This is a genomic window from Bradyrhizobium sp. BR 1432, from assembly GCF_051547705.1.
GTDB classification, from domain to species: domain Bacteria; phylum Pseudomonadota; class Alphaproteobacteria; order Rhizobiales; family Xanthobacteraceae; genus Bradyrhizobium; species Bradyrhizobium zhanjiangense.
This window is the reverse complement of record NZ_JBPUGF010000003.1, coordinates 3,736,638-3,758,183: the sequence shown is the minus strand read 5'-3', so window position 1 is coordinate 3,758,183 and position 21,546 is coordinate 3,736,638. Positions and strand designations below refer to the sequence as shown.

Annotated in this window: 9 protein-coding genes and 4 pseudogenes; 5 read left to right on the top strand and 8 right to left on the bottom strand. The window is 65.3% G+C overall.

Annotated elements, in window-relative coordinates; genetic code table 11:
- Positions 1-50: 50 nt before the first annotated feature.
- A pseudogene (locus tag ACSKB8_RS18070) lies at positions 51-1,057 on the bottom strand (KpsF/GutQ family sugar-phosphate isomerase).
- A gap of 192 nt (positions 1,058-1,249) precedes the next feature.
- Between ACSKB8_RS18070 and ACSKB8_RS18065 the strand changes: the two are divergent.
- Positions 1,250-3,004, top strand: coding sequence for an outer membrane beta-barrel protein (locus tag ACSKB8_RS18065; protein WP_438105517.1), 1,755 nt, complete (start codon positions 1,250-1,252; stop codon positions 3,002-3,004).
- 176 nt (positions 3,005-3,180) lie between these two features.
- Here the strand turns inward: ACSKB8_RS18065 and ACSKB8_RS18060 are convergent, their stop codons facing one another.
- Positions 3,181-4,632, bottom strand: a complete 1,452-nt coding sequence (locus ACSKB8_RS18060) for a glutamate synthase subunit beta (protein WP_438105516.1) — start codon at positions 4,630-4,632, stop codon at positions 3,181-3,183.
- A gap of 144 nt (positions 4,633-4,776) precedes the next feature.
- Positions 4,777-9,509: pseudogene (gene gltB / locus ACSKB8_RS18055) on the bottom strand (glutamate synthase large subunit).
- 490 nt (positions 9,510-9,999) lie between these two features.
- Between gltB and ACSKB8_RS18050 the strand changes: the two are divergent.
- On the top strand, positions 10,000-10,743 hold the full coding sequence (locus tag ACSKB8_RS18050) for a hypothetical protein (RefSeq protein ID WP_438105515.1): 744 nt from the start codon (positions 10,000-10,002) through the stop codon (positions 10,741-10,743).
- Positions 10,744-10,985: 242 nt separating this feature from the next.
- Here the strand turns inward: ACSKB8_RS18050 and ACSKB8_RS18045 are convergent, their stop codons facing one another.
- Positions 10,986-11,450: an Hsp20 family protein gene (locus ACSKB8_RS18045; protein ID WP_165405838.1), complete on the bottom strand. Its 465-nt coding sequence runs from the start codon at positions 11,448-11,450 to the stop codon at positions 10,986-10,988.
- Positions 11,451-11,657: 207 nt separating this feature from the next.
- Here ACSKB8_RS18045 and ACSKB8_RS18040 point away from each other — a divergent pair.
- A pseudogene (locus ACSKB8_RS18040) lies at positions 11,658-12,604 on the top strand (alpha/beta fold hydrolase).
- 248 nt (positions 12,605-12,852) lie between these two features.
- Here ACSKB8_RS18040 and ACSKB8_RS18035 read toward each other — a convergent pair.
- Together ACSKB8_RS18035 and ACSKB8_RS18030 are read right to left on the bottom strand one after the other, a co-directional pair.
- Positions 12,853-15,662, bottom strand: a pseudogene (locus ACSKB8_RS18035) (di-heme-cytochrome C peroxidase).
- A 184-nt stretch (positions 15,663-15,846) separates the two neighbouring features.
- Positions 15,847-17,643 carry an adenylate/guanylate cyclase domain-containing protein gene (locus ACSKB8_RS18030; RefSeq protein ID WP_438105514.1) on the bottom strand — a complete coding sequence of 599 codons (1,797 nt, stop codon included), beginning with the start codon at positions 17,641-17,643 and terminating at the stop codon, positions 15,847-15,849.
- A gap of 211 nt (positions 17,644-17,854) precedes the next feature.
- Here ACSKB8_RS18030 and ACSKB8_RS18025 point away from each other — a divergent pair, with 211 nt between their 5' ends.
- Positions 17,855-18,487: a LysE family translocator gene (locus ACSKB8_RS18025; protein ID WP_438105513.1), complete on the top strand. Its 633-nt coding sequence runs from the start codon at positions 17,855-17,857 to the stop codon at positions 18,485-18,487.
- 86 nt (positions 18,488-18,573) lie between these two features.
- On the opposite strand, the gene ACSKB8_RS18020 is transcribed toward ACSKB8_RS18025, so the two are convergent.
- Positions 18,574-19,326, bottom strand: coding sequence for a sulfite exporter TauE/SafE family protein (locus tag ACSKB8_RS18020; RefSeq protein WP_438105512.1), 753 nt, complete (start codon positions 19,324-19,326; stop codon positions 18,574-18,576).
- 151 nt (positions 19,327-19,477) lie between these two features.
- Between ACSKB8_RS18020 and ACSKB8_RS18015 the strand changes: the two genes are divergently transcribed.
- A complete protein-coding gene (locus ACSKB8_RS18015) occupies positions 19,478-20,368 on the top strand; it encodes a LysR substrate-binding domain-containing protein (protein ID WP_091892078.1) in 891 nt (296 codons plus the stop codon).
- 181 nt (positions 20,369-20,549) lie between these two features.
- Here the strand turns inward: ACSKB8_RS18015 and ACSKB8_RS18010 are convergent, their stop codons facing one another.
- Entirely contained in the window at positions 20,550-21,527 is a 978-nt protein-coding gene (locus tag ACSKB8_RS18010) for a Bug family tripartite tricarboxylate transporter substrate binding protein (RefSeq protein WP_438105511.1), read from the bottom strand.
- Positions 21,528-21,546: the final 19 nt, after the last annotated feature.

The following is a 21,546-nucleotide window of genomic DNA, read 5'->3' as shown; positions in this document are numbered from 1 at the left end:
CCTGGATTGCTTCGCTGCGCTCGCAATGACGAGTGGAGAGAGTGTGCGCCCTACGCAACGCCCGCCCGCAACAGATCGTGCAGATGCACGATACCGACCACCTTGTCGGCCTCGGTGACGACCAGCGTGGTGATCTTGCGCGTGTTCAGCACCTCGATCATCTCGGTCGCGAGCATCGAGGGCGGCACCGTCTTCGGCTCCCTCGTCATGATCTCGTCGACCGTCGCGGTCAGCAGGTCGGGGCGCATGTGGCGGCGCAGGTCGCCGTCGGTGATGATGCCTGCGATGGCGCCTGCATCGTTGACGATGCAGACGCAGCCCAGTCCCTTGGCCGACATCTCGACCACGGCGTCCGACATCTTGGTGCCGAGCGGCTTGACCGGAATTTCCGTGCCGGTGCGCATGTAGTCGCGGACGAATTTCAGCATAGCCCCAGCTTGCCGCCGGGGTGGAAATGCGCGAACTCCAGCGCAGTGAAGCCGCGGCCTTCGAGCAGCGCGATCGCGATGGCGTCGCCGATCGCGGCCTGCATCAGCGTCGAGGTGGTGGGCGCCAGATTGTGCGGGCAGGCTTCGCGCGCCTTCGGCAGCTCGATCACGAGATCGGCGGCTTGTCCCAGCGAGGACGCCGCGTTCGAGGTCACCGCGATCATGGGAATCGCGAACCTCGCCGAATAATTCACGAGGTTCTTCATCTCCGGCTGCTCGCCGGACCAGGACAGCGCCATGATGACATCGTCGGGCGTGATCATGCCGAGATCGCCATGGCCGGCTTCGGCTGTGTGCACGAAGAAGGCGGGCGTGCCGGTCGAGGCCAGCGTCGCCGCGATCTTGCGGCCCATATGGCCTGACTTGCCGAGCCCGGTGACGATGACGCGGCCCTTGGCGTTGCGGATCAGGTCGACCGCTCTCGCAAATGCCGCACCCAGCGGGCCGCGCAGGGCGGCGGCAAGCGCGTTGATGCCGCCGCTCTCCGTCTCCAGCGTGCGGAGCGCGGATTCGACGCTATCAGGGATGGAGCCGGATGATGCGGTCATCAGCGGTTTCGAACTCGGCATGTTCAGGTCCAGGGAGGAGGGGCGTTCGCCCGTTGGCGCCTGCTTAGCACGCCGCGGCCGTGGAGGCGACGCGGCCCCCGAACCCCTCAACGGGTCATTAACCATAATTGTTTTAACTCCATTAACGATGGTTCCCGCCAACCGATGGGAGGCCGTCGTGAAAGTGTTTGATTTCGTTGGAGTTCTTCCATCGTGGGGTCGTCTCCAGGCATCGGCCGGAGCAAACGCGCGCATTTCCTGCGCGCCGCTTTGCCGTGCCTCATGCTGACGGCCTTCGAGAGCGCGCCGGCGGGCGCCCAGAGCCTCACGCCTGACCTGTTCAATCCCAACCGCGGCGGCTTCGCCTCGCCCGAGACGCTGCCGACGCGCCGCACCGCCGGCGTGCCGCAGGCGCCGTCGGATGCGCTGCCGATGCTGCCCGATCCCAACGATCCGCGCAGGCGCCAGCAGCCGCCGGCAGCTCCGCGCGCCGGCCAAGGCTCGAGCAATCCGGTCCCGACCTACGGCCTGCCCGCCGCCAACGGCGCGAGCGGCTCCGGCTACGACTCGCTCAACCGCAAACGGCAGCAACCGAAGCTCTATCCCGGACAGCCCAAGCCGAAGCGCCCGGTCGGTCCCGGCTCGAAGGTAGCGCCGGCAACGCCGGAGCGAACGCTCGCCCCGCCGCGCATCGCGCCGCCGCCGTCCGAGACCGCGCACAGGACGCCGGTGCCGCCGGCGATGGCGGGCAACGTGCCCGGCCAGCCGCTGCGCCGTCGTCTCAAGCTGGATGAGGATCCGTTCGGCGCGGTCGGCGACTATGCCGGCAGCTTCCTGATCAAGGGCGGGCTAGAACTGTCTACCGGCTACGACACCAACCCCGCGCGCCTCAACAAGCCGGTCGGCTCGCCAGCCTATGTGGTCGCGCCTGATCTCCTTGTGGTGTCCGACTGGGAGCGGCACGCGCTGGTTGCAGATCTGCGCGGCTCGTTCTCGGGCTACACCAACAACATGCCGGCGACGATCAACGGCTTCCCTTCGCCGTCGCCGGTCGAGGTCGACCGCCCCGATTTCACCGGCCATGTCGACGGCCGCGTCGACGTCACCCGCGATTTCAAGCTGACCTCGCAACTCCGCCTGCGGCTCGCCACCGACAATCCCGGCAGCCCGAACGTGCAGGCCGGCCTGCAGAAATACCCTGTCTACGCCGCCTACGGCGCCACCGTCGGCTTCGACCAGACTTTCAATCGCTTCCAGGTCGCGGCTGGCGCCACCGTCGATCGCACCGCCTACACCGATTCAAAGCTCACCGACGGCTCGACCTCTGCCAATACCGATCGCGACTTCAATCAGTATGGCGGCGTGGGGCGGTTCTCCTACGATCTGAAGCCGGGCCTCAAGCCGTTCGTGGAAATCCAGGGCGACACCCGCGTCCACGACCAGGCCGCCGACCGCAACGGCTACTTCCGCGATTCAAACGGCGGCTATGCCAAGGTCGGCTCGTCCTTCGAGTTCTCGCGCATCCTCACCGGCGAAATCTCGGTCGGCTATTCCGCGCGCAACTATGTCGACCCGCGCCTCAGCCAGCTCTCGGGCTTCCTGACCACGGGCTCCTTGATCTGGAATGCGAGCGGCCTCACCACGGTGAAGTTCTTCACCGACACGCAGATCGCCGAGACCACGATTCCCGGTTCTTCCGGCGTCCTGGTGCGCACCTATTCGGCCGAAGTCGACCACGACTTCCGCCGCTGGCTCACCGCCGTCGGCAAGTTCACCTACGGCACGCTCGACTACCAGAACCAGAATCGCAACGACAAGACCTACTCGCTCGAGAGCAATCTGATCTACAAGCTCAACCGCAACATCTGGATCAAGGGCACGCTGCGCCACGACATCCTGGATTCGAACGTTGTAGGGGCGAGCTCGTCGGGGACGGTGGTGATGCTGGGGGTGAGGCTGCAGAATTAGCTGCGCGTGGCCCGGTGGTCATCGGCGCTGCCAAGCTCTCAGTCGTCGTCCTGGCGAAAGCCAGGACCCATTACCCCAAGGAGTGGTTTGGCGACGACTGGTCGTTCGGGATGAGTACCGTCTGCCCTGGATAGATTCCGCGGTATGGGTCCTGGCTTTCGCCAGGACGACAGCTGCTACCGCGGCAAATCCGTCTTCCCCATCAAGAACGTATCGATCGACCGCGCGCACAGCCGCCCCTCGCGGATGGCCCACACCACCAGCGACTGGCCGCGGCGCATGTCGCCGGCGGTGAACACGTTCGGGCGCGAGGTCTGGTAGTCGAGCGTGTTGGCCTTGACGTTGCCGCGCGGGTCGAGGTCGACCGCGAGCATCTTCAAGAGGCCCTCGTGCACGGGGTGGACGAAGCCCATCGCGAGCAGGACGAGCTCGGCGTCGAGCTCGAACTCGGTGCCGGCAATCGGCTTGAACTTGTCGTCGACGCGGACGCAGTGCAGCTTCTTGACCTTGCCGTTCTCGCCGGAAAACTTCTGCGTCAGCACGGCGTATTCGCGGATCGCGCCTTCGGCCTGGCTGGAGGACGTGCGCATCTTCAGCGGCCAGTTCGGCCAGGTCAGGCCCTTGTTCTCGCGCTCAGGGGGAGCGGGCATGATCTCGAGCTGTGTCACCGACAGCGCGCCCTGGCGCAGCGAGGTGCCGATGCAGTCAGATCCAGTGTCGCCGCCGCCGATGACGACGACATGCTTGCCGCCGGCCAAGATCTCCTGCACGCCGCCGAGCGGCTCCTTGGAGACGCGGCGGTTCTGCTGCGGCAGGAAGTCCATGGCGTAGTGAATGCCTTGGAGGTCGCGGCCGGGAATCGGCAGGTCGCGCGGAGCTTCCGCGCCGCCGGTCAGTGCCACCGCGTCGTATTCGTTCAGCATCTCACGCGGATCGACATTGCCGTCAGCGCCGACATGGCTGTTGTAGTGGAAGGTGACGCCCTCGGCTTCCATCTGCTTGACGCGGCGATCGATGATGCCCTTCTCCATCTTGAAGTCGGGGATGCCGTAGCGCAGCAGGCCGCCGGCCTTGGCGTACTTCTCGAACAAATGCACGTCGTGGCCGGCGCGCGCGAGCTGCTGCGCGCAGGCCATGCCGGCCGGACCCGAGCCGATCACCGCGACCTTCTTGCCGGTCTTCTCGGTCGCCACTTCCGGCTTCAGCCAGCCATTGTCCCAGGCGCGGTCGACGATCGCGCATTCGATGGTCTTGATGGTGACGGGATTGTCGTCGATGTTGAGCGTGCAGGACGCTTCGCACGGCGCTGGGCAGATGCGGCCCGTGAACTCCGGGAAATTGTTGGTCGAGTGCAGGTTGCGCGAGGCTTCTTGCCAGTTGTCCTGATAGACGAGATCGTTCCAGTCGGGGATCTGGTTGTTGACCGGGCAGCCCGGCGTGCCAGGCGCGACCGAGCCGGTACCGTGGCAATAGGGAATGCCGCAGTTCATGCAGCGCGCGGCCTGGTCGCGCACCTCCCTCTCGGAAAGGGGAACGACGAACTCGTTGTAATGCTTCACGCGCTCGGCGACCGGGGTGTACTTGCGGTCATGCCGTTCGATTTCGAGAAAACCCGTGATCTTGCCCATTAAACCCGTAGTCCCTGCCGGCTAATTCGTCTGTTGTTTCCTCAACCGTCATTGCGAGGAGCAAAGCGACGAAGCAATCCAGTCTGCATCAAGGAAGAAAGTCTGGATTGCTTCGCTTCGCTCGCAATGACGGGGTGTGATGCCTTACGCCCCGATCGCGATTTTCGGCTCGGCGTCCGCGTTGGCGGCCATTTCGCGCAGCGCGCGCCGGTACTCGACCGGCATCACCTTGCGGAATTTGGGCAGCCAGTCCTTCCAATTGGCCAGGATGTCGGCGGCGCGCTTGGAACCGGTCGCCTTGGCATGGCGCGAGATCAGCACGTGCAGCCGCTCGACGTCGGAGGCGAGCAGGTTCTTGAACACGTCGACCCGGCCGTGCGCCTCGAGGTCACCGAACTGGTTGTAGGCGCTCTGGGCGATCATCTCTTCCGACAGCACCGGCTCGAGTTCGACCATCGACAGGTTGCACAGCCGGTCGAAATCGCCGGCCTCGTCCAGCACATAGGCGATGCCGCCGGACATGCCGGCCGCGAAGTTGCGCCCGGTCTTGCCGAGCACGACGACGATGCCGCCGGTCATGTATTCGCAGCAATGATCACCCGCGCCCTCGACCACCGCCACGGCACCCGAGTTACGCACGGCGAAGCGCTCGCCGGCGATGCCGCGGAAGTAGCACTCGCCCTCGATCGCGCCGTACATCACGGTGTTGCCGACGATGATGCTCTCTTCCGGCACGATCGCAGAGTTCTTCGGCGGCTTGACGATGATCTTGCCGCCCGAGAGGCCCTTGCCGACATAGTCGTTGCCTTCACCCTCGAGCTCGAAGGTGACGCCGTGGGCGAGCCAAGCGCCGAACGCCTGGCCGGCGGTGCCCTTGAGGCTGACATGGATGGTGTCGTGCGGCAGACCGGCATGGCCGTAGATCTTGGCGACCGCACCCGACAGCATGGCGCCGGCGGAACGGTTGGTGCTGTTGATCGCAGCTTCGATTTTGACCGGCGCGCCGCGGTCGAGCGCAGGCGTCGCCTTCTCGATCAGCGTGCGGTCGAGTACCGCCTCCAGATGATGGTTCTGACGCTCGGAGTGATAGATCTTCTGGCCCTTCTCTTCCTTCTGCTTGACGAACAGCTTTGAGAAGTCGAGGCCCTTGGCCTTCCAATGCGCGACCAGCCTGGTCTGGTCGAGCAGCTGCACCTGGCCGACCATCTCGTTGAAGGTGCGGAAGCCGAGCGAAGCCATGATCTCGCGGACTTCCTCCGCGACGAAGAAGAAGTAGTTGATCACGTGCTCGGGCTGGCCGGTGAAGCGCTTGCGCAGCACCGGATCCTGCGTCGCGACGCCGACCGGGCAGGTGTTGAGATGACATTTGCGCATCATGATGCAGCCGGCCGCGATCAAGGGCGCAGTGGCGAAGCCGAACTCGTCGGCACCCAGCAGCGCGCCGATCACGACGTCGCGTCCGGTGCGGAAGCCGCCGTCGACCTGGACCACGATGCGGCTGCGCAGCCGCTCGCGCACCAGCGTCTGGTGGGTCTCGGCGAGGCCGATCTCCCAGGGTGAGCCGGCATGCTTGATCGAGGTCAGCGGCGAAGCGCCGGTGCCGCCCTCGAAACCCGCGATGGTGACATGGTCGGCGCGCGCCTTGGCGACGCCCGCAGCCACGGTGCCGACGCCGATCTCGGAGACGAGCTTGACCGAGACGTCGCCAGTCGGGTTGACGTTCTTGAGGTCGTAGATGAGCTGCGCCAGATCCTCGATCGAGTAGATGTCGTGGTGCGGCGGCGGTGAGATCAGGCCGACGCCCGGCGTCGAATGCCGGACCTTGGCGATGGTCGCGTCGACCTTGTGGCCGGGCAGCTGGCCGCCTTCGCCGGGCTTGGCGCCCTGCGCCATCTTGATCTGCATCATGTCGGAGTTGACGAGATACTCCGTGGTGACGCCGAAGCGGCCCGAGGCGACCTGCTTGATCGCCGAGCGCATGGAATCGCCGTTCGGCATCGGCTTGAAGCGGTCGGCTTCCTCGCCGCCTTCGCCGGTGTTCGACTTGCCGCCGATCCGGTTCATGGCGATCGCGAGCGTGGTGTGCGCCTCGCGCGAGATCGAGCCGAAGCTCATCGCGCCCGTGGCGAAGCGCTTGACGATCTCCTTGGCCGGCTCGACCTGGTCGAGCGGGATCGGCTTGCGCTTCTCCTCCTCCGCGTTCTTGAGCCGGAACAGGCCGCGCAGCGTCAAAAGGCGCTCCGACTGCTCGTTGAGGATTTTGGCGAAGGCGCGGTAGCGCTCCTGCGAATTGCCGCGCGCGGCGTGCTGGAGCAGCGACACCGACTCGGCGGTCCAGGCATGGTCCTCGCCGCGGCTGCGATAGGCATATTCGCCGCCGACGTCGAGCGCGCTCTTGTAGACCTGAGCCTCGCCGAATGCGTCGGCATGACGGCGCACCGCCTCTTCCGCGATCTCGGCAAGACCGACGCCCTCGACGCGGGTGTGCGTGCCGGCGAAGAACTTTGCGACGAAATCCGCTTTGAGGCCGACCGCGTCAAAGATCTGCGCGCCGCAATAGGATTGGTAGGTCGAGATGCCCATCTTGGACATCACCTTGAGCAGGCCCTTGCCGATCGACTTGATGTAGCGCTTGACGATCTCGTAATCGTCGAGCGAGCCGGGCAGCCGGTCCTTCATCGCGATGATGGTCTCGAACGCGAGGTAGGGATTGATCGCTTCAGCACCGTAGCCGGCAAGGCAGGCGAAGTGATGCACTTCGCGCGGCTCGCCGGATTCGACGACGAGGCCGACCGAGGTGCGCAGGCCGGTGCGGATCAGGTGATGATGCACGGCGGCGCAGGCCAGCAGCGACGGGATCGGCACCCGGTCGGTGCCGACCATGCGGTCGGACAGGATGATGATGTTGACGCCCTCGCGCACCGCGCTTTCGGCGCGCGCGCAGAGTTCGTCGAGCACCTGGTCCATGCCGGCCGCGCCGAGACCGGCGTGGAAGGTGGTGTCGAGCGTGCGCGACTTAAAGTGCGTGTCGGCCACCTCCGAGATCGAGCGGATCTTTTCCAGATCCGCATCCGTCAGGATCGGCTGGCGCACTTCGAGGCGCTTGGTCGTGGCCATTCCTTGCAGATCGAACAGGTTCGGTCGCGGCCCGATGATGGAGACCAGGCTCATCACCAGCTCCTCGCGGATCGGATCGATCGGCGGGTTGGTGACCTGCGCGAAGTTCTGCTTGAAGTAGGTGAACAGCGGCTTGGCCTTGTGCGACAGCGCCGAGATCGGCGTGTCGTTGCCCATCGAGCCCGCGGCTTCCTCGCCCGTGGCCGCCATCGGCGTCATCAGGATGGTGATGTCTTCCTGGCTGTAGCCGAACGCCTGCTGGCGATCGAGCAGGGACAGGTTGGAGCGCACGCCGGTGATCGGCACCTTCGGCAGCTCTTCCAGCACGATCTGGGTCCGCTCCAGCCACTCCTTGTAGGGATGGCTCTTGGCGAGTTCGGCCTTGATCTCGTCGTCCGGAATCAGGCGGCCCTGCTCGAGATCGACCAGCAGCATCTTGCCGGGCTGCAAGCGCCACTTGGTGATGATCTGGTCCTCGGGGATCGTCAGCACGCCCATCTCGGACGCCATCACGATGCGGTCGTCCTTGGTGACGAGATAGCGCGCGGGCCGCAGGCCGTTGCGGTCGAGCGTGGCGCCGATCTGGCGGCCGTCGGTGAAGGCGATCGCCGCGGGGCCGTCCCACGGCTCCATCAGCGCGGCGTGATATTCGTAGAAGGCGCGGCGCTTCTCATCCATCAAGGGATTGCCGGCCCACGCCTCCGGAATCATCATCATGACGGCGTGCGGTAGCGAGTAGCCGCCCTGCACCAGGAATTCGAGCGCATTGTCGAAGCAGGCGGTGTCCGACTGTCCTCGTAGGAGATCGGCCAGAGCCGGTTGATGTCCTTGCCGTAGAGCACGGAGCTCACCGAAGCCTGGCGCGCCGCCATCCAGTTGGTGTTGCCGCGCAGCGTGTTGATCTCGCCGTTATGCGCGATCATGCGGTAGGGATGCGCCAGCGACCAGGCCGGGAAGGTATTGGTCGAGAAGCGCTGGTGAACGAGTGCGAGCGCGCTCTCAAAGTCCTTTTCGTGCAAATCCGGATAGTACTTGCCGAGCTGGTCGGCCAGGAACATGCCCTTGTAGATCACGGTGCGGCACGACATCGAGCACGGATAGTAGCCCGCAAGGCCGCGGTCGCGGCGCAGGTAAATCGCCTGCGAGATCGACTTGCGCAGGATGTAGAGCCGGCGCTCGAACTCGTCCTCGGTCTTGGCGGTGCCGTTGCGGCCGATGAACACCTGCATGCAGGCGGGCTCGGTCGGCTTCACGGTGACGCCGAGAGAGGAGTTGTCGGTCGGCACGTCGCGCCAGCCCAGCAGGGTCAGGCCCTCTTCCTTGATCTGGTCGGCGATGATGCTCTTGATGACGTTGCGCCAGGCGGTGTCGCGCGGCATGAACAGCGCGCCGACGGCGTATTCGCCGGGCGCCGGCAGCTTGAAGCCGAGCTCCCCGGCCTTGCGGCTGAAGAAGGCGTGCGGGATCTGCACCAAAATGCCGGCACCGTCACCGGCGCGCGGGTCGGCGCCGACCGCGCCGCGATGCTCGAGATTGCAGAGGATGCTGAGCGCGTCCGAGACGATCTCGCGCGACTTCTTGCCTTTGATGTTGGCGATGAAGCCGACGCCGCAGGAATCCTTCTCGAGGGCGGGATCGTAAAGGCCTTCGGCTTTGGGGCGCGAATTGTGCTCCTGAATCGGATCGGTCGTTTTCGAGGCGACCGTCGCCGACAGCTGTTCTGCCACGATGTTTGCGCGCTCGAATTGCGACCCGTTCATTGTCCTGTCCTCTCCATGCGGCAAGCTGCCTCACCGCCATCTTCGGCGCACCTTGGGCGTTCCGCGGCACCCGCCTCTGGGTCACCGCTCGTCCGCTGCGAGCCGCATTTTCTTAAATTCAGGCCTAGGCGTTCTTCGTCCCCGAGAACGGCTTGGCCTGGTACCTTCCCGGCGCTCGAGAGCACCAGTTCTCGCTGCAATCCCTATGCCGGAACCGCAGGCAAAATTGAGACAGCTTTCCTGTCCTAACCATCACCTTGCCAAATTTTTGTCTAGCACACAAGCGCGCGGAAGTCCCGATTCCCGATATGTCAATCAATCGCTTTCCAAAAATTGCGCAGCCCCGGTTTTGAAGCAAACGCGCCCTGATCCGGCCCCGCAGGCGCCGAAATCCCAAATGAAGCTTCGGATCAACCCTTCGGAAGGCGCGCCACGCCGCGAGAAGCGAAAGAGGGCGGCCATCGGGGGGCCTGACAGGAGTGTCTCGACCATGAAGTTTTTCACAGGATGTGTGGCTGCCGCCGCGCTGGTGCTGGCTGCAAGTGCGGGGCACGCGCAGGTCCCCGCCAACGGTATCGCGAGAGGGGCCGTTATCGGAGTGTCGGATTTCGACGGGCCCTACGCGCCGCCAGAGGCCGCGCCGCCCCCGCCGCCGCGTTACGGCTACGAGGAGCGCGGTCCGGCCCCGGGGCTGCTGCCGTCGACTGAGGTCTATGCGGTGCTGCGCGAAAATGGCTTCTCGCCGCTCGGCATCCCGCGCCTGCGCGGCAGCGTCTACACCATTGCGGTGATCGACCATCGTGGCGACGATGGCCGGCTGGTGATCGACGCTCGCGACGGGCGGATCATCCGCTTCATGCCCGCCGCTGACGCCTACGGCATGGCGCCCGCCGATGACGAGCGCGCGGTCGCGCCTTACGGCCCGCAAAGCGCGCTGCCGCCGCCGACCGTGATTCGCAGCAGCCCGCCGCGCCCGCCGGCTTCAATCCCGCATGTGGCAAGCCGCGCCGTGCCGCTGCCCAAGGCCGCCCCGCCGCGCGGGGCTGTGCCGGTGGTAGCGGCGAAGCCGGCCGAACCCGCGCCGCAGCAGGCTCAGGCGCCGCAGGCACAGGCGCAGCAGACCGCGGCCATCCAGGCCAAGCCCGCCGAAGCTACTGCTTCAACCGTCCAGGCCAAACCGGCGGCAACGATCCTGCCGACCCAAGAGATGCCGGCGGCGCAGGGTTTGGAGTAGGCGCGCTTAATTGATGCCTGTGAGGCCGAGCCTCGGGCCACACTCACGGTGTCGTCCTGGCGAAAGCCAGGATCCATACCGCGAGGTCTATCGGTTGGGGTGAGGTGTTCGTACCGAACGACCAGTCTTCGCCAAACGTCTCCCTGGGGTAATGGGTCCTGGCCTTCGCCAGGACGACAGCGCGTAAAAAAACGCCCCGGGGCACCGGGGCGTTTTCGCAACTCGGAAGCGGCGTGAGTGCGTTAGGCGGCTTGCGCCGAGCTCTCGATCACCTGCGCCTTCGGGGCGCTGGTGTTGATCGCGATCTGGCGCGGCTTCTTGGCCTCGGGAATCTCGCGGACGAGGTCAACGTGAAGCAGGCCGTTCTCGAGCGAGGCGTCCTTCACCTGCACGAAATCGGCAAGCTGGAAGGCACGCTCGAAGGCGCGCGCGGCGATGCCGCGGTAGAGCACTTCGGACTTCGAGTTCTCGTTGGCGACTTTCTCGCCCTTGATCGTCAGCGTGTTTTCCTTCGCGACGATGGAGAGCTCGTCCTTGGCGAAGCCGGAGACCGCAACGGTGATGCGGTAGGCGTTCTCGCCGGTGCGCTCGATGTTGTAGGGGGGATAACCGGGGCTGCCGTCCGAGCCGGCCTGGTCGAGCAGGCTAAAGAGGCGGTCGAAGCCGACGGTGGAACGATAGAACGGGGTGAGATCATAGCTACGCATGGTCAAGTCCTCCATTGAGCGACTGTTTGGGTAACCCGCCCGCCAATCGGGCCGGGCTTTCGTCTGTGTGCAGCCTGATGTTCCGGTTCCGAAACACTGGTAGCGGCCTGCACGAAAATGATATGGGTGGAACGAGACGGCGTTCAAGAGGGCGGCATTTGCGCCTTTTCGGCGCTTTAGCCCCTTGATTTGCAGTACTTGCCGCCTATGACGCTGGTCTCGATCCCGTCCAATCCCGTCCCCGAAAACGTCGTCAGCGGCACCATCAAGACCCCCGATGGCGCCGAGCTGCGCTTTGCGCGCTGGGCGCCGCCGGCGGGCCGCAAGGGCACGGTCTGCGTCTTCACCGGGCGCAGCGAGCAGATCGAGAATATTTCGAGACGGTGCGCGACCTGCGCGACCGCGGCTTTGCGGTGGCGATGATCGACTGGCGCGGGCAGGGCCATTCCTCGCGCCGCCTGCGCGATCCGCGCAAGGGCTATGTGCGCGACTTCGCCGATTTCGAGATCGACGTCGAGACCTTCGTGCAGCAGGTGGTGCTGCCGGATTGTCCGCCGCCGTTCTTCGCGCTCGCCCATTCGATGGGCGGCACGGTGCTGCTGCGGGTCGCGCACGCGGGCAAGCGCTGGTTCGATCGCATGGTGCTGTCGGCGCCGATGATCGACCTGCCTGGCCGCACCACGTCGTTTCCGGCCCGCGCGCTGCTCAAGGCGATGCGCCTGTTCGGGCAGGGCGGCCGTTATGTCCCCGGCGGCAGCAGTCGCATCACCGGGCTCGACCCCTTCATCAACAATCCCCTCACCAGCGATCCCGTTCGGTATGCGCGCAATGCCGCGATCCTGGAGGAGGATCCGACGCTGGGGCTGGCGTCACCGACGGTGGCCTGGGCCGACGCTGCCTTCAGCGCGATGCAAACCTTCAAGGGCCTGAAATATCCGTCAGAGATCCGCCAGCCGATCCTGATGCTGGCTGCCTCCAGCGACACCGTGGTCTCGACCGCTGCAATCGAGGAGTTCGCCTATCATTTGCGCGCCGGCTCGCATCTCGTCATCGCGGGCTCGAAGCACGAGATCCTCCAGGAGCAGGACCGCTACCGCTCCCAGTTCTGGGCCGCCTTCGACGCCTTCGTGCCGGGCACGCCGCTGTTCAAGTGAGGGGTGACGCTGCGGGGAAGGTGGCAGTGGGACTCGCGAAAAGTCCTCATTCTCCGTCATTGCGAGGAGCTCGCGACAAAATTGCGTAGCAATTTTGCGCTGATGCGACGAAGCAATCCAGACTGCCTCCGCGGAGACGGTCTGGATTGCTTCGCTGCGCTCGCAATGACGCGTGGATGCCTGTCCCCGCATCCGCCTTCGCTGAAGCTTCGGCGGACAAGCGCGGGGAGAGGCGAAGGAAAAAGGCGCTACAGCGTCTTCAAATACTCGATCAGGTCGTAACGCTCTTGCTCCTTCAGCACGCGGCCGATGGTGCCGTCCTTGCCCGGCCCTGGCGTGCCGTCGAACGAGTGGCCGGCATTGCTGTTGCCGAACAACTCGGTGCCGTCAGACGCCCGCGTCGAGAAGCGCGACTGCCCGGTCTTGCAGCTCTCGCCGTCGGCGACCGCGAAGCCGACCTGCTTCGGATCGTAGTCGCGACCACCACCCATGCAGAACGATTTCGGGCGCTCGGCCGCGGGGCTCAGCATCCAGTAGAGCGAGGGCACCGATCCGTTGTGCAGGTAAGGCGCGGTGGCCCAGACGCCGTTGAGCGGGCGCGCGCGATACCAGGGCCCCCGCTCCTCTTTATCGGGCGGCTGCGGACCGGGATTGGGGCAGTTCTTGCGCTTACCCCACCAGGCTTGCTGAACCTTCGGCTCGATCTTGGCATCGTCCATCGCCTTGCGGGCGACGATGTCCACGAGCACCATCAGGCCGAGCGAGTATGGCATGTCGGTCGAAGAAATATCCGGCAGATTGCAGCTCCACCAGGCATTGAGCTTCTGAGTGGGATCGAGCTGTAGGAAACCCGGCACCTGAACCGTGCGCGTCGCCAGCACGCTGGCCTGAGCCGGGTCGGTCCCCATGCCTTTGGCGCTTTTCTGGACCTCGTTCAGGAATTTGTCGTCGCCGATGGTTTCCCATCGTGAGGAGGACCAGATGCTCTGGGCCGGAAATTCGGCGTCGAACACGGGATCGTTGACCGGCCCGAGATGGCATTCGACGCAGATCTCCGCATAGAGCTTGCGGCCACGTTTGACGCGGTCGCCATCGATCCTCCAGGCATCATCGCCGAAGATATCCGACGGCCATTTCGGCGATGTCAGTCCGGAGAGCTGCTTTTTCGGATAGGGCGGCGACCCCTTCAGCAGATCCTCGATCCAGTTCAGATTCTTGATATCCATCGACGAGCGGAACAGCCTGTCTTTGGGAGTAGTGTCGGACAGATTCAGCAGCGCGGTCACGCCCAGCGCTTCGCCGGCGTTACGGATCAGCGGCTGCTCGATGGACGCGTCATATTGCGCGAATTTGAGCCAGGGCACGGTCCAGATCGGCGGGAAGCTGACCGGCGCGTCCTTGGCATGCAAATTCTTCTCGAAGCCGCTGAGGCCGCTGAGCGTCATGTCCTGAGCGAACACCTGATTGCCGATGCGGTTGAGCGCGTCGAGACGGCCGTATCCTTCCTCGGTGTCCTGCTGCTTCTCTTGCCGCTTCGTCTTCTCGTTGAACCTCGTCTTGCCGTCGATGGTTTTCGCGTAGGTCTTCTCCCAGTCGATCAGGAACGTGCTGATCGCGCGTAGCTTCTGCTTCAGCGCATCGCGGTCCGCATCGCTGGCGGAGGCGCCGAGCACGCGGTCGGCGAAGCGCGTAAAGCGGCCTGGCACGAACAGCGTGTAGGCGATCGACAGGCCCGTCGTGACCTCGAGCTTCCTCAGGTCGGTCATCGCGGGGCCGCCGTCGAAACGGATGTCGATGCCCTTGTAGTGGATCTGGCCGGTGTGGCAGGCGGCACAGGTCAGGCCGATCCGGTCCTCGCCGATCTGGCCGGTCGCAGGATCGGGGACGCCGGTCATGCGCGCAAAGCCGACGGGCAGGCCGTCGACGTTTTCGGCCTCGGCACCCAGTTCACCGGCGGATCCCAGAGCCGCGCCGGCACCGGCTTCGTCTTGTCGTAGACGTTGGCATAGCCGAATTGGCGCAGCGTGGCGTCGTCGGTGTTGATCGTCTGCGGGCTCGGGATGAAGCCGAAGCGCTGCAGATGGTCGCTGTCATGCAGCATGCCGGGCTTTGCGAAGAAATGAAGCCGCGGCTGCTCGAGCGCCATGAACCAGCGATAGGGCACCGGGAAGGTCGCGGTGCCCTGGCTGGCGTGATGAAACCAGTGCCGGTCCTCCAGCGCCCAGTTCTGCTCGAGCCAGTACGCGGCCCGGGGTTCGACGTGCTCGGGCAATGGCGGCGCCACCAGGTCCCCGAGAATGCCGGGCAGCATGGGCTGGAATTGATCCGGAAAACGCAGCGCCACGATGCCAAAGACGAGGAGCGCGGCGACGAGTCCGCCGGCAGCGCGCGAGATCAGTGAGGGCGGGGTGACGGGCTGGCTGACAACTCGCTGGGTGATCCTGTCAGGGAATTTGCGCTCGTTGAACAATGTCCTCACCTCGGCCACGCTGAGATAGCGGTCATCACCCTGACCCTTGCCCATGATCTTGAGCAGGATCGGCCATTCGAACTTCATCAGGATCGGGTAGTACCAGCGCGATTGATTGCCAGCGCGCTTGAGGTTGTCCTTCATGAAGGTCTGGATTTGCGAGGCGTTGAGCCCGGTCTCGGTGCCGGCGCCATCGGGATCGGTATAGGTGCCGCCGAAACTGGCGAGCCGCGCGATCTCGTCCTCGTTGACGCGACCGTCGACGCCGAGGATGCGCGAGCCGGCACCGAGCTTGTCGAGCGGGCCGCCGCGCAACATATTGAGCTGCGCGCCCCAAAAGATGCTTTGCAGGATGTGACAGGCGCCGTTGGCAATCAGCGCGACGCCGCGGACCTGGATGCGGGCCGAAATCTTCTTCACCCCCGTCTCGCCGCTTGCATTCGCGATGGTCTGTGACAGCGTCCGGAGCGGGACGGTCCCGCCATCGACGAAGCCTTCGCCGACGAGGCCGCGCAGGAATGGACAGGGATTGTTCGGCGAGACCTGAATCGAGGGGTCGAAGGGCGGCTTCGAAGCGCGGTCATGCATGGCCCAAATCCTGAAAACAGCGAATCGCAAAAAAGACGCGCCGATCAAGCGCGGAAAGTCCTAACAAATCGACAGCAGACTATACTACTTCAGCGTGTGATGAAGTGTGGCTGATTTCACTGTCCTGTCAACAACAGCGGGCGCGAGCAGCTTGCCGCGAAGGGCGGGACCGCAGCAGGCCCGTTCAGGACTCGGCTGCGCGTTTGACGTCGCTCTGCACCAGGGTCAGCTTGCCGAGCGGCACGCCGGCCTTCAGCAGACCCTCGCGGTAATGGGCGATGTCCTCGGGCCGCTTCCAGTGGAAGTTGCGCAAGTGCCTGTCGGCATTCAGGGTTGGATAATTCCCCATCAGCACGCCGACGGCCTCGCTCGCCTCGCCGCTTCGTCCCATTTGAGCCAATGCCGCGGCGCGGATCGCCAGCGCCTGCATGTGGTTCGGGTTGATGTAGAGCTGCTCGCGGGCCCATGACAGGGTCGCGTCATACTGGCGCAACAGGTAGTGACTGAAGGCGTTCAGCGCCGCCCATTGGTAGCGCGGGTCGCTGTTGTCGCGCTGCGCCGCCATCGAGAACAGCTCGATCGCCTCGCGGTGCTCGCCGATGACGAAATGGCAGATGCCGAGCACGCCGCGCGCGCCGTTGTCGTAGGGGTTGAGCGCGACCGCGCGCTTGGCGGCGTCCATCGCGGCCTCGTAATGCCCTTCCATCGCATGGGCCCAGGACAGGATCGAAAACGCGAAGGAGGAACGCGGGTCGAGCCTGACGCTGGTCTCGGCGAGGTTCATCGCCTCGGCCCACATCTCCCGCGTGCCCTTGATCCAGCCGAACTGGATGCTCTGGATCTGGATCGTGGCGAGATAGGCGTGCGCGATCGACAGCTTGGGATCGAGCCGGATGGCCTCGCGGAACAGGTCGACGGCGGCGGCCAAATCCTCCTTGGTCTGCCGGTAGTAGTGCGACAGCCCCTTGAGGAAGCGGTCCCAGGCGCTCACGTCGGTCGAGAGCCGCGCCGGCGCCGAGGCCTCGGCGCGGACGATCTCGGTGGCGATGGCGGCGGACAGGTTGGTGGTGATCTCGTCCTGCATCGCGAACAGGTCGCCGATGTCGCGGTCGTAGCGGCCGGTCCAGAGCTGCTCGCCGGTCTCCGGCGCGATCAGCTCGGCGGTGACGCGGATCTTGGCGCCGGCGCGTCGCACCGAGCCCTGGATCAGATAGGTGGCGTCGATCTCGCGCGCGATCAGCCGCGTGCTGATGTTCCTGCCCTTGAAAGCGAAGGTCGAGTTGCGGCTGAGCACGCGATAGAAGGATTGCAGCGACAGCGCGTGGATCAAATCCTCGGTCAGGCCGTCGGAGAAATATTCGTCCTGGGCATCGCTGAGATTGGCGAAGGGCAGCACGCCGACGATCGCGGTGCGGTACTGCTGTGAGAGAGCGGACGCCTCCCTCAGCTCGGGCGCGAGTGCCGGCGCGCCCTCGGGCGTCCAGGTCCAGACCCCGACCGCATCCTTGATGTTCTTGAAGCGATGGTTGCCGGCATCGGTGAGCGGCACGGTGAGATGCTTGCTCGCCTCGCGATAGGCCTTGGCCGAGATGGCGAAGCCGCCGGGGCTCGCCACCGATTCCAGGCGGACGGCGATGTTGACATCGTCACCGAACACTTCGTCCTCGTCGGCGATGACGTCGCCCATGTGGATGCCGAGCCGGAACTGCATGGCGCGGTCCGCGGGTAGATGCCGGTTGCGCTCCGCCATCAGCGTCTGCATCGCCATCGCGGCTTCGGTGGCGCCGACGATCGAGGCAAACTCGAGCAGGAAGCCGTCGCCGGTGTTCTTCACGACGCGGCCGCCGTGATTGAGGATGATGGGGTGGATCGCGCTGCGATGGGCCTTGAACGCGGCATGGGTGCCGGCCTCGTCGCTGCCCATCATGCGCGAATAGCCGGCGACATCGGCGCAGACGATGGCAGCCAGACGTCTTTCCATATCCCAGGAGCTCCAACGGATCTGCGACCGGCCACGGCGTGGCCGTCGCCTCGAATCCCGCATTTCAAGAACCCTGCCTTTATAGAGCAGATAAGGCGGCGCGAAAGTATGATCCGCATTGCAAATTCGAGGTAAATCCCACGCATTTGCGGCAGTGGACGGGGAGGGGCGAACCGAATATGCCGCCTCAAGGCCGACGCGGGGACCTCACATGCTGGGCATTCACGAAATCTGGCTCTTCATCCTGTCGGGCGTGCTGCTCAACATCACGCCGGGCCCTGATACCGTCTATGTGATCGGACGCAGCATGCAGATGGGCTGGCGGGGTGGGGCCGCCGCTGTGTTCGGCATCAGTTGCGGCTGCTTTTTCCACGTCACGGCCGCTGCGATCGGCCTTTCGGCCCTGCTGATGGCCTCATCGACCGCGTTTTCGATCCTGAAGCTGGTCGGCGCGGCCTATCTCGTCGTCACAGGACTTCAGATGCTGTGGTCGCGCCCGGCGCTGGCCTCGGCCATCGACGAACCCGTGCGGAGCTCGCTGCGGCGGGTGTTCCTCCAGGGCGTCTTCACCAATGCGCTCAATCCCAAGGTCGCGCTGTTCTTCCTGGCGTTCCTGCCGCAATTCGTCGCAGCCGATGCGCCTCATAAACCGCTCGCCTTCCTGACACTCGGCCTGATCTTCATCGGCACGGGCACGCTGTGGTGCCTGGTGCTGGCCGCGTTCGCGGCCAGGGCCGCCCATCGCTTGCGGCGCTCCGAGGGGGTGATCGCCTGGGTCAACCGCGCGCTCGGCGGCCTCTTCATCTATCTCGGCATCCGCGTCGCCATGCTGGAGACGCGGTAGTCACTATTAGGTGTCGCGGGGGCGCGCACCTCTCCCTACGGGAGAGGTGAACGGAGCGTCACAGCCCATATCGATTTCCTGAGCCTTCAGGCGATTTCCTTCAGCAGCGCGCTGCCGGCGAGATAGAGTCCCAGCAAAATCATCGCGATCAGGAACCAGCGGCGAAACGCTTCCGCCGGCATCCGCGCCCGCACCGACTGGCCGATGAACATGCCGGCAAAGGCCATGGCGAGGCCGACGGCGCCCGGCACGGCATTGGCCGGCGTCAGCAATCCGCCGGCGGTCAGGTTGAAGGCGAGCGCCAGCGTCGCCGTCGTGAAGAATACGCCGAGCGCCTGCACCAGCTCGTCCTTCTCCATGCCGATCGCCTGCATGAAGGGCATCGAGGGGATCACCTGCACGCCTGTCGAGGCCGAGATCACGCCGGTGACGACACCGACCACGCCGCCGACCCATTTTTCGTTCTCAGGCGCGACGCGGAAGTGGAATTTGTTCAGGCCGATCACGGCGTAGATGACGAGCAGGGCGCCGAGCACGATCGTGCCATAGCGCGCATGGGGGCCGGTCAGCGCGCCGGCATTGAGCCAGCATCCGATCACGGTGCCGATCATCAGCGGCCACAGCCGCCTCAGGATGTCGCGCAAGTGAGGACCGACGAAAGTCTGCCAGATGTTGGTGACGATGGCGGGCACGATCACGATGGCGATCGCGCGGCTGGGCGCCATGCTCACCGCGAGCAGGCCGATGGACACGGTCGGCAGGCCGAGCCCGACCACGCCCTTGACGAACCCGGCGACCAGGAAGACGACGGCGATGACAATGAGGAGCGGGTCGAACATATCTGCACATTGACCGAAGCCACGCGCCGGCACAATCTGGAGGTTACGGAGACAGCCTTCGTACGGTACGAAGGCTAGAGCGTGTGCTCCGGAAAAGGCGCAGCGGTTTTCCGACAAGATCATGCTCAATAAGGCTGAGGAGAAACTCGTCATGCGCTTCGATCTCGTCGACCTCCAGCTCTTCATCGCGGTCGCCGACCAGCGCAGCATCACCCGCGGCGCGGAGCGCTCGCACCTGGCGCTGGCCTCGGCCAGCGCGCGCATCAAGGGGCTCGAGGACGCGCTTGGTGTCGCACTGCTCAAGCGCGGCCGCCGCGGCGTCGAGTTGACCGCGGCCGGCGAGAGCCTGCTCGATCACGCGCGCCTCGTCATCCACCAGATCGACGCCATGCGTGGCGATCTCGCCGGCTTTGCCAGCGGCGTGCGCGCCAGCGTGCATTTCCTCGCCAACACTTCAGGGCTCTCGGAGCACCTGCCGAAGGCGCTGGCCGGCTTCCTGCGCGAGCATCGTGACGTCGCGATCGACATCGAGGAGCGCGAGAGCACCGACATCGCGGCGGCGATCACCGCGGGCGCTGCCGATCTCGGCTTTGCCGCCGAGCACGCGCTGCCCGAGCATATCGAGCGTTTCCGCTTCAGCGAGGATCGGTTGACGCTGGTGACGTCGCGCCGCGGCCCGTTCGCCGGCCGTCGCCAGATCGACTTTCAGGAGGCGGGGGCCTGCGACTTCGTCGGCCTGACCAGCGCCACCGCGCTTCAAATGCACATCTCGAAGCATGCGGCGCGGCTCGGCATGCGCCCACATTTCCGCGCGCGCCTGCGCGATTTCGACGCGATCTGCCAGATGGTCGCCGCCGATGTCGGCGTGGCGCTCGTGCCCGAAGCCGCCGCCCGCCGCTGCGCCAAGACGATGCCGCTTGCCATGGTCCGCCTGCGCGATGCTTTCGCCAACCGGAAGCTCGTGATCTGCGCGCGCAGCTTCAAGACCCTGCCAAGGCCGGCCAAGATGCTGGTGGAGCATTTAAGGGCGGCGGCGGTGTGAGGGGGCTACGCTCACCCTCCCCTGGAGGGGGAGGGTCGGCTCACATTGAGCGTAGCGAAATGTGAGACGGGGTGGGGTGACGGTCTCTCTGCGTCGGACAGTGGCCGTGTGGAGAGATCACCCCACCCCGCTCGCGCTTCGCGCGATCGACCCTCCCCCTCCAGGGGAGGGTCAGACAGCGCTACTTCGCCGCCTCGATGCCGGCGTCCTTGATCACCTTCGCCCACTTCTTGGTCTCGTCGGCGATAAAGCCGCGAAAATGCTCCGGCTCATCGCCGATCAGCGTCGCGCCTTGGGCGGCGAGCTTCTCCTTCACCGCCGGATCTGCCATCGCCCTCGTTGCCAGGCCATGCAGCGCGGCGATGATCTCCTTCGGCGTACCCTTCGGCGCGACCATGCCATACCAGTTCTCGATGCGCAGCTGCGGAAACCCCGCTTCCGCCGTGGTCGGCACCTCCGGCGCGGTCGGTGCACGCTCGGCCGAGCCGACCGCGATCGGCCGCAACGCGCCGGCCTTGACCTGCGGCAACAGCACGGGGAGATCGAGGAACGTCATCTGGACCTGCTGGCCCAACAGATCATTCACCGCCGGCGCGGCGCCGCGATAGGGCACGTGCACGATGTCGATCTTCGCCGTCAGCTTGAACAATTCGCCGGCGAGATGCGGCAGGCTGCCGGGGCCGGAGGAGGCGAAGTTGAGCTTTCCCGGCTGCGCCTTGGCGAGCGCAATCAGCTCGCCGATGTCCTTGACGGGGACATTGGTCGCGACCACGAGCATTTCCGGCACGGTCGCAACCAGCGTCACCGGCGTGAGGTCGATCAGTGTGTCATAGGCTACCTTCTCCATGCTCGGGCTGATCGCGAGCGCGCCGGCTGAGGAGATCGCGATGGTGTAGCCGTCGGGCGCGGCCTTGGAGACGGCATCAGTGCCGAGCACGCCGCCCTGGCCGCCGCGATTGTCGATCACCACCGGCTGTCCTGACAGCTCGGACATGCGCTGGCCGATCACCCGCGCGATGATGTCGTTGGGCCCGCCAGCCGGGAACGGCACGATCAGCTTGATCGGCTTGGCCGGGAAATTCTGCGCCGATGCCAATGACGGCAGCAGCAGGAACAATCCCAAGAACAATTCAACGAGCAGCCTGCGTGAGACGGTCATGCAAGCCCTCCGCTCGCGT

Bases quoted from the DNA above. Each gene is read 5' to 3' on its own strand.
- ACSKB8_RS18015 (WP_091892078.1), top strand. From the start codon at position 19,478: ATGCGCTTCGATCTCGTCGACCTCCAGCTCTTCATCGCGGTCGCCGAC.
- ACSKB8_RS18010 (WP_438105511.1), bottom strand. From the start codon at position 21,527: ATGACCGTCTCACGCAGGCTGCTCGTTGAATTGTTCTTGGGATTGTTC.
- ACSKB8_RS18020 (WP_438105512.1), bottom strand. From the start codon at position 19,326: ATGTTCGACCCGCTCCTCATTGTCATCGCCGTCGTCTTCCTGGTCGCC.
- ACSKB8_RS18025 (WP_438105513.1), top strand. From the start codon at position 17,855: ATGCTGGGCATTCACGAAATCTGGCTCTTCATCCTGTCGGGCGTGCTG.
- ACSKB8_RS18030 (WP_438105514.1), bottom strand. From the start codon at position 17,643: ATGGAAAGACGTCTGGCTGCCATCGTCTGCGCCGATGTCGCCGGCTAT.
- ACSKB8_RS18045 (WP_165405838.1), bottom strand. From the start codon at position 11,450: ATGCGTAGCTATGATCTCACCCCGTTCTATCGTTCCACCGTCGGCTTC.
- ACSKB8_RS18060 (WP_438105516.1), bottom strand. From the start codon at position 4,632: ATGGGCAAGATCACGGGTTTTCTCGAAATCGAACGGCATGACCGCAAG.
- ACSKB8_RS18050 (WP_438105515.1), top strand. From the start codon at position 10,000: ATGAAGTTTTTCACAGGATGTGTGGCTGCCGCCGCGCTGGTGCTGGCT.